The sequence below is a fragment of the Moorena sp. SIO1F2 genome, from assembly GCF_010672755.1.
In the GTDB taxonomy this organism is placed as follows: Bacteria; Cyanobacteriota; Cyanobacteriia; order Cyanobacteriales; family Coleofasciculaceae; genus Moorena.
The window spans coordinates 1-10,778 of the sequence record NZ_JAAHFV010000226.1 but is presented as its reverse complement, the minus strand read 5'-3'; the positions used below and the strand labels follow the sequence as shown (position 1 = coordinate 10,778).

The 10,778-nt window shown below is 46.8% G+C and carries 5 protein-coding genes and 1 pseudogene; 5 read left to right on the top strand and 1 reads right to left on the bottom strand.

Going from position 1 to position 10,778, the window contains the following annotated elements:
* Positions 1-805: 805 nt before the first annotated feature.
* A complete protein-coding gene (locus F6J94_RS22775) occupies positions 806-2,074 on the top strand; it encodes an FIST N-terminal domain-containing protein (protein ID WP_293025746.1) in 1,269 nt (422 codons plus the stop codon).
* 140 nt (positions 2,075-2,214) lie between these two features.
* On the opposite strand, the gene hisD is transcribed toward F6J94_RS22775, so the two are convergent.
* Positions 2,215-3,540 carry a histidinol dehydrogenase gene (hisD, locus tag F6J94_RS22770; RefSeq protein WP_293044396.1) on the bottom strand — a complete coding sequence of 442 codons (1,326 nt, stop codon included), beginning with the start codon at positions 3,538-3,540 and terminating at the stop codon, positions 2,215-2,217.
* Positions 3,541-3,788: 248 nt separating this feature from the next.
* Here hisD and rpsT point away from each other — a divergent pair, with 248 nt between their 5' ends.
* The 4 genes and pseudogenes from rpsT to F6J94_RS22750 form a co-directional block, all read left to right on the top strand.
* Entirely contained in the window at positions 3,789-4,112 is a 324-nt protein-coding gene (gene rpsT, locus F6J94_RS22765; RefSeq protein ID WP_293025781.1) for a 30S ribosomal protein S20, read from the top strand.
* Positions 4,113-4,216: 104 nt separating this feature from the next.
* Positions 4,217-5,029: a TatD family hydrolase gene (locus F6J94_RS22760; RefSeq protein WP_293044394.1), complete on the top strand. Its 813-nt coding sequence runs from the start codon at positions 4,217-4,219 to the stop codon at positions 5,027-5,029.
* A 749-nt stretch (positions 5,030-5,778) separates the two neighbouring features.
* Positions 5,779-9,183, top strand: coding sequence for a DNA-directed RNA polymerase subunit beta (locus F6J94_RS22755; protein WP_293044392.1), 3,405 nt, complete (start codon positions 5,779-5,781; stop codon positions 9,181-9,183).
* Positions 9,184-9,229: 46 nt separating this feature from the next.
* Positions 9,230-10,708 (top strand): annotated as a pseudogene (locus F6J94_RS22750) (DNA-directed RNA polymerase subunit gamma); the annotation flags it as partial.
* Positions 10,709-10,778: the final 70 nt, after the last annotated feature.

Sequence of the window (10,778 nt, the reverse complement as noted above, 5' to 3'; positions counted from 1 at the left end):
TCACCGCCAGTTCGTAGCCCTGGCGGTGATTCGTAGGTGTCGTGACCATTACAACCAGCGGACTAATGTCCATTACCTGCATCTTAGCTAGGAAATTCTGGATTAACCAGAAATTACCAGGGAATTAACTAAGAGCGCTACAATTAGCTACTCTAATTTCTTAGGTTAAAGCAAAAGACATGCTATAACACAAATTTGTTCTTTATTTTTTAAGGTTCTCCCAATTTTCCCTTACCCCCTAATCGCTTACACCACTTATATAACTCTTAACCCATTCCCCTTTTAATCGACAGATCTTGACATAGCGGTGCGACAATCATGGGAATTTAATTCTTAATGGGTCAAGCGCACCGGGCTAACTTAATAGGGTGGTTGGGGTGGAAGTCACCTTTAGCCATTACCCTTCTTACCATGGCTGACTTGAGGAAGGACTTCGAGTTAGAGGAACTGCGAATTTAAGGGATCCTGTCTGATTTATCCCTCTATATTAGGAATTGTTACCTTAAATTGCAGTAGAGGGGATGGCTAATATGGCAACGATTGATAGTTAGGCAGATCTAGGGAGATTTCTTAAGGAGCCGCGCGCCTTAAGAAAAACAGTTTCTAACCGCGCTAACGCGCTTCTTTGGATAAACACTAACTTAGATTACGTTATATTAATTTTAGTGTCCCACAACAAATCCTCTGGTCATTATCAGGTAAGGCTTAGTGGAAGTCTGTGGTAATTCACCGTTATCATAAAACCTTGAGGAGTGGCCAATCCCCTCAATAGGGAATGGTATCGGGAGTGAAATAGGTAGAATAGATGGCTAATGTGATCAAGTGGGCAAATGCTCTATCAACCCGTGCATCATTAGAAGCGGCAGTGGCCGAAGTGGCAGACTGCCTTGAAAAGTCCTTGCCTTCAAAAGCAGATTTGGGTCTGGTGTTCATCTCATCTGCCTATGCCAGTGAGTATCCTCGCCTCATCCCCCTGCTCCAGGAACGATTGTCTTTACCCGTGCTGATTGGTTGTGGTGGGAGTGGCATCATTGGGATGAACACCAATGGGTTACCTGTGGAAGTTGAGGGAGTACCAGCCCTAAGCCTCAGCCTAGCCTGTTTGCCTGATGTTAGTGTCCAGAGCTTTCATATCTCTGGAGATGCCTTGCCAGATTTGGATAGTCCTCCTGATGCTTGGGTGGACTTGATTGGCATTTCCCCCCAAGAGCAGCCCCAGTTTATTTTATTCTCTGACCCCTCGTCATCTAAAATTAATGATTTGCTCCAAGGGTTGGATTATGCTTATCCAGGGTCAGTCAAGGTAGGAGGAGTGGCTAGTGGTAGCTCTATGATGGTTAAGAATGGCTTGTTTTGCCTGAAAGACCAGACCCAAGTGGCAAAGTCTCTTTACCATGAAGGAACTGTGGGGGTTGCTCTAAGCGGCAATATTCTATTAGAAACCATTGTTGCTCAAGGCTGTCGTCCTATCGGTCAAACCTATCAGGTGACTAAAGCAGACCAGAATATCCTGCTGGAATTGACAGCCCTTGAGCCAGGCAAGATCACCACCGCTGAGCCAGCATCCCATCCCCCATTAATGGTGTTGCGCGAGTTAATCCAAAGTATGGATGAGGCAGACCGTAAGCTGGCACAACATTCACTCTTTGTGGGAGTTGCCCGAGATGAGTTTAAACAACAGTTGGATCCCGGAGACTTTCTGATCCGCAATCTGTTAGGTGTAGATCCGAGGATTGGTGCGATCGCTATTGCTGATCGGATTCGACCCGGTCAACGTATTCAGTTCCACCTCAGAGATGCTCAAACTTCAGAGGAAGACTTGGCACTTCTTCTTGAGGACTATCAAAAGAAAACTAACACCACTCAAGCTGCTGGTGCTTTGATGTTTTCCTGTTTGGGGCGAGGAGAAGGGCTTTACGGTAAACCTAATTTTGATTCCCAAATGTTCCACCGTTACATCAAGGATATTCAGCTAGCGGGCTTCTTCTGTAACGGGGAAATTGGACCAGTAGGCAGTAGTACGTTTTTGCACGGCTTCACCTCAGTTTTTGGGATTTTCCGTGCTAAACAGTAACAATACAGAATTAAGGATGAAGAATTAAGAATTAAGAATTAAGAATGAAAAATCAACTAATTCTAAATTCTAAATTCTAAATTCTGGGCAATCAGTAACTACCTGAGTACTGACATAGCTTTAACTAGATGATTGTTATATTATTGTTCTACTCCCTTTGACTCCCCAGCATTAAGCTGAGTTCGTAAGCGCACAGAGTCAGCGTGAGATGGTAGACCTTCTGCTTCAGCAAGAGTCTCAATAGCACCAGCCACTTTATGGAGGGCTCGGTCGGAATACTGAATCAAACTGGAGTGCTTCATAAAGGTTTCCACACCTAAGGCAGAAGCATAACGAGCAGCACCTGAAGTTGGTAGGGTGTGATTTGGTCCAGCTAAGTAATCACCTACTGCTTCAGGGGTTGACTTACCCAAGAAAATTGCCCCAGCGTGGTGGATATAGTCTAGTAAGTCCCAAGGTTGGGTAATTTCTAGTTCTAAGTGCTCTGGAGCAAACTCATCAGACAGTTGTGCTGCCACTTCTAAAGAATCAACAACAACGATTAGACCATAGTGAGCGATCGCTTTTTCTGTCAACAGGCGTCGTGGATGGTCTTTTAGTTGCTGCTGCACTTGCACCTGCACTTGTTTGGCTAATTGAGCATCAGTGGTCAGGAGAATTGCTGCTGCCATTGGGTCATGTTCTGCCTGAGCCAATAGATCGACAGCCACATGAACTGGATTAGCTCCCTGATCTGCAATAATTAATACCTCAGAAGGACCAGCCAGGGAGTCAATCCCTACAATACCGTAAACCAGTTTCTTGGCTAGGGTTACGTAAATGTTCCCCGGACCGCTAATCACATCCACATTGGGAATGGTTTCGGTCCCAAAGGCTAAGGCGGCTATTGCTTGGGCACCACCTACCCGGTAAATCTCATCAATACCAGCTTCCTGAGCAGCCACAAGCACAGCCGGATTAATGCTTTGATCAGGTCTTGGTGGGGTGACCATTACAATTTTTTTAACCTGAGCTACCTTGGCTGGAATAGCATTCATTAACACAGTACTGGGATAGGACGCCCTACCTCCAGGAACATATAGTCCAGCCTTATCTACAGGAGTGTAGCGCTTCCCTAAAACCACATCATCTTCACCAAATTGCACCCAGGATTTGGGAACTCGTTGTCGATGAAATGCCTCGATTTGTCTGGCGGCTAATTGAATCGCATCCAGTAATTCCTTGGAGACCTGTTGGTAAGCCGCATCTAGTTCCGAACCGCTGACTCGCAGTTGTTCTCGACTCAATCTCAGCTGATCAAATTCCTCAGTGTAGTGCAGGAGCGCTACGTCTCCTTGGCGCTTCACTGCCTGTAAAACTTCCCTTACAGTTGCCTCTTTGTTCAGGATTTGGTCAGAAGCCGTGCGATCGCGGATACGTCGCAGTTCAGTTTGTGCCTCAGCCTGCTCAGTTATGATTCGCAGCATGGAGTCGGAGTGCCCATCACGCTAGTGTTGCTCGTCCTAGACCAGGTTTATACACTTATCCTGATCAAAGGTGTCTATGTTTCCTGGACTTACTTTAAGAATATAGCTTAAAGAGGGTGATGCTTGGGTTACGCTATGGGTGTTGATACTAGTTTAGTATTATATATGGTATGATGTTATTTCTGGTATCATACCATTTTATATGGGATGTAACTCCCAAACTAAATATAAGTTAAGTAAACACTGCTGTGGCTAATAACAATTCTGCCCTCAAACGCATAAAAATCGCCGAACGGAACCGAATTCGGAACAAAGCCTACAAATCAGCGGTGAAAACGCTGACCAAGAACTATTGTGCTGCCTTAGAAGAGTACGAACGCCAACCAAGTCCGGAAGCCTTGGAAGAAGTCAAACGTCGAATGTCAGAAGCATACAGCAAAATTGACAAGGCTGTCAAGCGTAAGGTGCTCCATCGCAATAATGGCGCTCGGAAAAAAGCAAGTCTTGCCAAAAAGCTCAAAGCTATAGAGGCTCAACTTAACGCTACTGTGACCGAATCACCTGCTGTATGATCAAATTGCCTCACTCAGCTGGCGGAGCGCTAAGTGGTGATGAGTTGAGCAAAAACCGCTGTAAATTAAACTAAAAATAGATAAATAGATTAAAAACTGTATTGATGCAGTTGATTGATACCCACGTCCATATCAACTTCGATGTCTTTGAGTCGGAGTTAGAGCAATTACGGCACCGATGGCTAGAAGCTGGTGTGGTTCGTCTAGTTCACTCTTGCGTAGAACCGTCTGAGTTTACAGGCATCCAAGCTCTAGCAGAGCGATTTCCCGAAATCTCCTTCGCGGTAGGCTTGCACCCCTTAGATACCGAAAAATGGACTTCCGAAACGGAAAATCAGATTTTGACCCTAGCGCGCTCTGATGCTAGGGTCGTAGCTATCGGAGAAACCGGTTTGGATTTATATAAAGCAAAGAACCAACAACACCAAATAGAAGTGTTCAAAGCCCAACTAGGGATTGCCCACCAACTCGGCTTGCCACTGATTATCCACTGCCGTGATGCTGCTTCAGAAATGAGGGGCATACTGCAAGAATTTTGGGAAAGTACCGGCTCAATCAGAGGTGTGATGCACTGTTGGGGAGGTAATCCTCAACAGACACAGTGGTTTTTGGATTTGGGGTTTTACATAAGCTTCAGTGGCATTGTGACCTTTAAGAATGCCACTCAGGTAAAAGAATCAGCCACCATGGTACCTAGCGATCGCTTACTCATCGAAACGGATTGTCCGTTCCTTGCACCAGTCCCCAAGCGAGGAAAACGAAATGAACCAGCCTATGTCCGCTATGTAGCCGAGTGCGTTGCCGGATTACGAGGGATATCTCTAGAAGAGTTGGCTGCTCAGACCACCCAAAATGCCTGTCAGCTTTTTGGTCTTAGCCTATCAACAGCAACTGCTGGAAAAATAGGGATTGGGTAAATCTCAACCAGACCTGAAAGGGGAAAACCTAAAGGTAGGTTCTTGATAATCTCAAATCCCTTACTCTGCTATGGTTCAGTAGAAAGAGAATAATGCGGAGACTCCTAGGCTTGCGGTGAACACCTATAAGAGGAAATAACAGGAAATAATCCGACTCTCCGACTCTTTGAATAGTACTTTTGGAAGAGGCTTACCGAGGGATGGTTGACAAAAGTGGAATCAGATGCTACCCTAGGTATTCTGAAGACAACTAACCCAACGATAAGCCCCACAACGGTTTTAGTCTCCAGCTAAGCACACCCTAAGCACAACCCATGTGTAGGGCAGGGCACATCGACGGTGACAAGTGTAAAAACCACAACTAGCACTGGGAGCAATTACTCCAAGTCCAGTATAGTCCAGTATAGTGTTTTTGTTGTTTTCCTGATGCCTGAGTTTCTGTCAATCTAGTAATAGACATGGTTTAAAATCCCACAGATGGATGCGCGAGAAGTTGAAGATTAAAGGCACTCTAAGCCATTTGATTCAAAACTATGAACATCCTATACCTAGAGTAGGGTTACCTGAGGTCGCAGGTGTTCAGCTTAAGAATTCCACGTTTACTTTATCTGTGGGAGTGTCAATTCTAACAGTTGATCTAGTATCTATTAGCTCGAACCCAAGTTTTAAGCAATTGTTCAAGTACAAGTACTGCCTTGGGAAGGGAATCAAAATCGGCGCTGACTTAAAAAGAGTGAAGAACAGACCCCATGACTAATCAGACTTACACAACAGCTACCTATATGTTGCCAGACTTAGTTGAAATTCAGCGTGCTAGCTTTCGCTGGTTCTTGGAGGAGGGGCTAATTGAAGAACTCAATAGCTTCTCGCCGATTACCGACTACACTGGCAAAATGGAGCTGCACTTCTTGGGTAAAAACTACAGGCTTAAGTCTCCTAAATATGATGTGGATGAAGCCAAGCGGCGAGACAGTACCTATGCCGTACAAATGTACGTTCATACCCGCCTGATTAATAAAGAAACTGGGGAGATCAAGGAACAAGAAGTCTTCATCGGTGATTTGCCTCTGATGACAGACCGAGGCACATTTATCATTAACGGTGCTGAGCGAGTCATTGTTAACCAAATTGTTCGCTCTCCTGGAGTTTACTACAAGTCTGAAACTGATAAAAACGGACGTCGTACCTACTCAGCCTCCTTGATTCCCAACCGGGGTGCTTGGTTGAAGTTTGAAACCGATAAAAATAACTTAGTTTGGGTGCGCATCGACAAAACCCGTAAACTGTCTGCACAAGTGCTTTTAAAAGCCTTGGGGCTTGGTGATAGTGAGATTATAGATGCTCTGCGCCATCCAGACTACTATCAAAAAACCCTTGACAAAGAAGGGAACCCCAGTGAAGAAGAAGCCCTGCTTGAGCTGTACCGCAAGCTTCGTCCTGGGGAACCTCCTACTGTTAGTGGTGGTCAGCAGTTATTGGAATCCCGTTTCTTTGACCAGAAGCGTTATGACCTAGGTCGGGTCGGTCGCTACAAAATCAATAAAAAACTACGACTGAATATTCCTGACACCGTAAGGGTATTGACCCCCCAAGACATACTCGGGGCAATTGATTACCTAATCAACCTGGAATTTGACATTGGTAGCACAGACGATATTGACCACCTAGGGAATCGCCGAGTGCGCTCTGTTGGTGAACTGTTGCAAAACCAAGTGCGGGTGGGACTAAATCGCCTAGAGCGGATTATTCGAGAACGGATGACCGTTTCAGAATCCGATACCCTTACCCCAGCATCATTGGTAAACCCTAAACCTCTAGTAGCAGCGATTAAGGAATTTTTTGGCTCGTCTCAGCTGTCCCAGTTTATGGACCAGACCAATCCATTAGCTGAATTGACCCATAAACGGCGTCTGTCTGCCCTAGGTCCTGGGGGGTTAACTCGCGAACGGGCAGGTTTTGCAGTGCGGGATATTCATCCATCTCACTATGGCAGAATTTGCCCCATTGAAACTCCAGAAGGTCCCAATGCAGGTCTGATTGGCTCATTGGCAACCCACGCTCGGGTGAATAATTATGGTTTCATTGAAACTCCTTCTTACCCAGTAGAAAATGGGCGAGTCCTAAAAGACCGACCGCCCTTGTACATGACCGCAGATGAAGAAGATGACCTGAGGGTAGCACCAGGTGATATTGCCTTAGATCAGGAAGGTTATATCCTGGGAGAGTCTGTACCAGTCCGATATCGACAAGAATTCACCACCACCACCCCTGACCAAGTGGACTATGTGGCGGTATCACCAGTGCAAATTATCTCCGTTGCGACCTCTCTAATTCCCTTCTTAGAACATGATGATGCTAACCGAGCTCTGATGGGCTCAAATATGCAGCGGCAAGCTGTGCCATTGCTTCGACCTGAGCGCCCCTTAGTGGGAACAGGATTGGAAGCCCAGGCTGCTAGAGACTCAGGTATGGTCGTGGTGGCTGCCTGTGATGGTGAGGTGGTGTATGTCGATGCCAACACAATTCGGTTACAGCCTTATCAAACCACCATCAAAGATACCCCAGCTACAGATACCCCAGCCCTGCCAGGGGAAAAGGGAAATGAGAATGAGTTAGAATTTCCTAGCCCTATCCAACCAAAAGAAACCCCAGCAATTATTGAATACTCCCTCCAAAAGTATCAGCGCTCTAACCAAGATACCTGCTTAAATCAACGACCCTTGGTGTATGTAGGAGATGAAGTGGTGGCCGGTCAGGTACTGGCAGATGGCTCTGCTACAGAAGGGGGTGAAATCGCCCTCGGACAAAATATTCTAGTCGCTTATATGCCTTGGGAAGGCTATAACTACGAAGATGCCATCCTGGTTAGTGAACGGCTAGTTTACGATGATGTCTACACCAGTATTCACGTTGAAAAGTATGAAATAGAAGCGCGACAGACTAAACTAGGTCCGGAGGAAATAACCCGAGAAATTCCCAATGTGGGGGAAGATGCCCTGCGTCAGTTAGATGAAACCGGGATCATTCGGATTGGAGCCTGGGTAGAAGCTGGGGATATCTTGGTGGGGAAAGTTACTCCCAAGGGGGAATCAGACCAGCCACCAGAAGAAAAACTCTTGCGAGCTATATTTGGGGAAAAAGCTAGGGATGTACGGGACAATTCTCTGCGAGTCCCCAATGGTGAAAAAGGGCGTGTGGTAGATGTGCGGGTATTTACCAGAGAGCAAGGGGATGAACTGCCACCGGGAGCCAACATGGTAGTGCGTGTATATGTGGCTCAGAAACGGAAAATCCAGGTTGGTGACAAAATGGCAGGTCGTCACGGCAATAAAGGAATTATTTCCCGGATTTTGCCCATCGAAGATATGCCCTACCTGCCGGATGGTACACCTGTAGATATTGTACTCAACCCCCTGGGAGTACCCAGTCGGATGAATGTGGGTCAGGTATTTGAATGTCTATTAGGATGGGCTGGGGAACACCTGAATGCCCGATTTAAGCTTACTCCCTTCGACGAAATGTACGGCGCAGAAGCATCCCGCCTCACAGTCCATAACAAGCTTAAAGAAGCCAGTGATCAACCTGGTAAAGAGTGGGTATTTAATCCCGACCATGCTGGAAAAATTACTGTATACGATGGTCGTACCGGAGAAGCCTTTGACCAACCAGTCACAGTGGGGCAAGCCTATATGCTCAAGCTCGTCCACTTGGTAGACGATAAAATTCACGCTCGCTCCACCGGACCGTACTCCCTAGTCACCCAGCAACCATTGGGAGGTAAAGCCCAACAAGGTGGTCAGCGCTTTGGGGAAATGGAAGTATGGGCATTAGAAGCATTTGGAGCATCTTACACCCTCCAAGAATTGCTCACTGTCAAATCAGACGATATGCAAGGCCGCAACGAAGCTCTCAATGCCATTGTGAAAGGAAAAGCCATTCCCAGACCTGGTACTCCCGAATCCTTCAAGGTACTGATGCGAGAACTCCAATCCTTAGGACTCGACATAGCTGTTCACAAAGTGGAAACCACAGAAGATGGTAGTAGCAATGATATGGAAGTGGATTTAATGACCGATTCAGAACGCCATCGCACACCACGCTCACCAACTTATGAATCCCTCAACCAGGAAGAGTTGGAAGAAGAACAAGCCTAAAAGGTGGCTCTATAGGAGTGTCTGTGAATAGGGAAATGACAAAATTATGAAAAGCCAAATAGAACAGCGGTTTGACTACGTAAAAATTGGTATTGCCTCTCCTGAGAGAATTCGTCAATGGGGAGAAAGGACTCTTCCCAACGGTCAAATGGTAGGTGAAGTGACTAAGCCAGAAACCATTAACTATCGCACCCTCAAACCAGAGATGGATGGGCTGTTCTGTGAGCGCATCTTTGGTCCAGCTAAAGACTGGGAATGCCATTGTGGTAAGTACAAGCGGGTGCGCCACCGAGGTATTGTCTGTGAACGCTGTGGTGTGGAAGTGACCGAGTCCCGGGTAAGGCGTCACCGTATGGGATACATTAAACTAGCCGCACCCGTGGCTCACGTCTGGTATCTCAAAGGTATTCCTAGCTACCTCAGTATTTTGCTTGATATGCCCCTGCGGGATGTAGAACAGATTGTCTACTTCAACGCCTACGTAGTACTAAACCCAGGTAATGCGGAAAACCTCAGCTATAAACAGCTGCTCACCGAAGACCAATGGCTGGAAATCGAGGAGCAGCTCTATAGCGAAGACTCAGATCTATCTGGGGTAGACGTGGGGATTGGGGCTGAGGCTCTGCAACGACTCCTACAGGATTTGGATTTAGACGCGATCGCAGAAAAGCTGCGAGAAGAAATTGCCGCTTCTAAAGGTCAAAAGCGAGCTAAGCTAATCAAACGGTTGCGAGTGATTGACAACTTTATTGGCACCGGGGCTCAGCCAGATTGGATGGTGCTGAGTGTCATCCCTGTCATTCCCCCCGACCTGCGACCGATGGTGCAACTGGATGGGGGTCGCTTTGCTACCTCTGACTTGAATGACCTCTATCGACGAGTCATCAACCGCAACAATCGACTAGCCCGGTTGCAGGAAATTCTGGCACCTGAAATCATTGTCCGCAATGAAAAGCGGATGCTTCAGGAAGCTGTGGATGCCCTGATTGACAATGGCAGGCGAGGACGGACAGTCGTAGGGGCAAACAATCGACCCCTGAAGTCCCTCTCTGACATTATCGAAGGTAAACAGGGTCGCTTCCGGCAAAACCTGCTAGGAAAACGGGTGGATTACTCCGGACGCTCAGTGATTGTAGTCGGCCCAAACCTGCATATCCACCAGTGTGGTTTGCCCAGAGAGATGGCGATTGAGCTGTTTCAACCTTTTGTGATTCACCGCCTGATTCGTCAGGGTTTGGTGAATAACATCAAAGCAGCTAAAAAATTGATTCAACGGGGAGATCCCACTGTGTGGGACGTACTCGAAGAAGTGATTGCAGGTCACCCGGTGATGCTAAATCGAGCCCCAACTCTACACCGACTAGGAATTCAAGCCTTTGAACCTATTTTGGTAGAAGGTCGTGCCATTCAACTGCACCCCTTAGTCTGTCCAGCGTTTAATGCGGACTTTGATGGCGACCAGATGGCAGTACATGTGCCTCTATCCCTAGAATCCCAAGCAGAGGCTAGGTTGTTAATGCTGGCATAGGAGGACTGAACTCTTGGAGTCAACAGCCATCCTCTCAGGCAACTTCCCAATTTTCCCTGACCCCGGA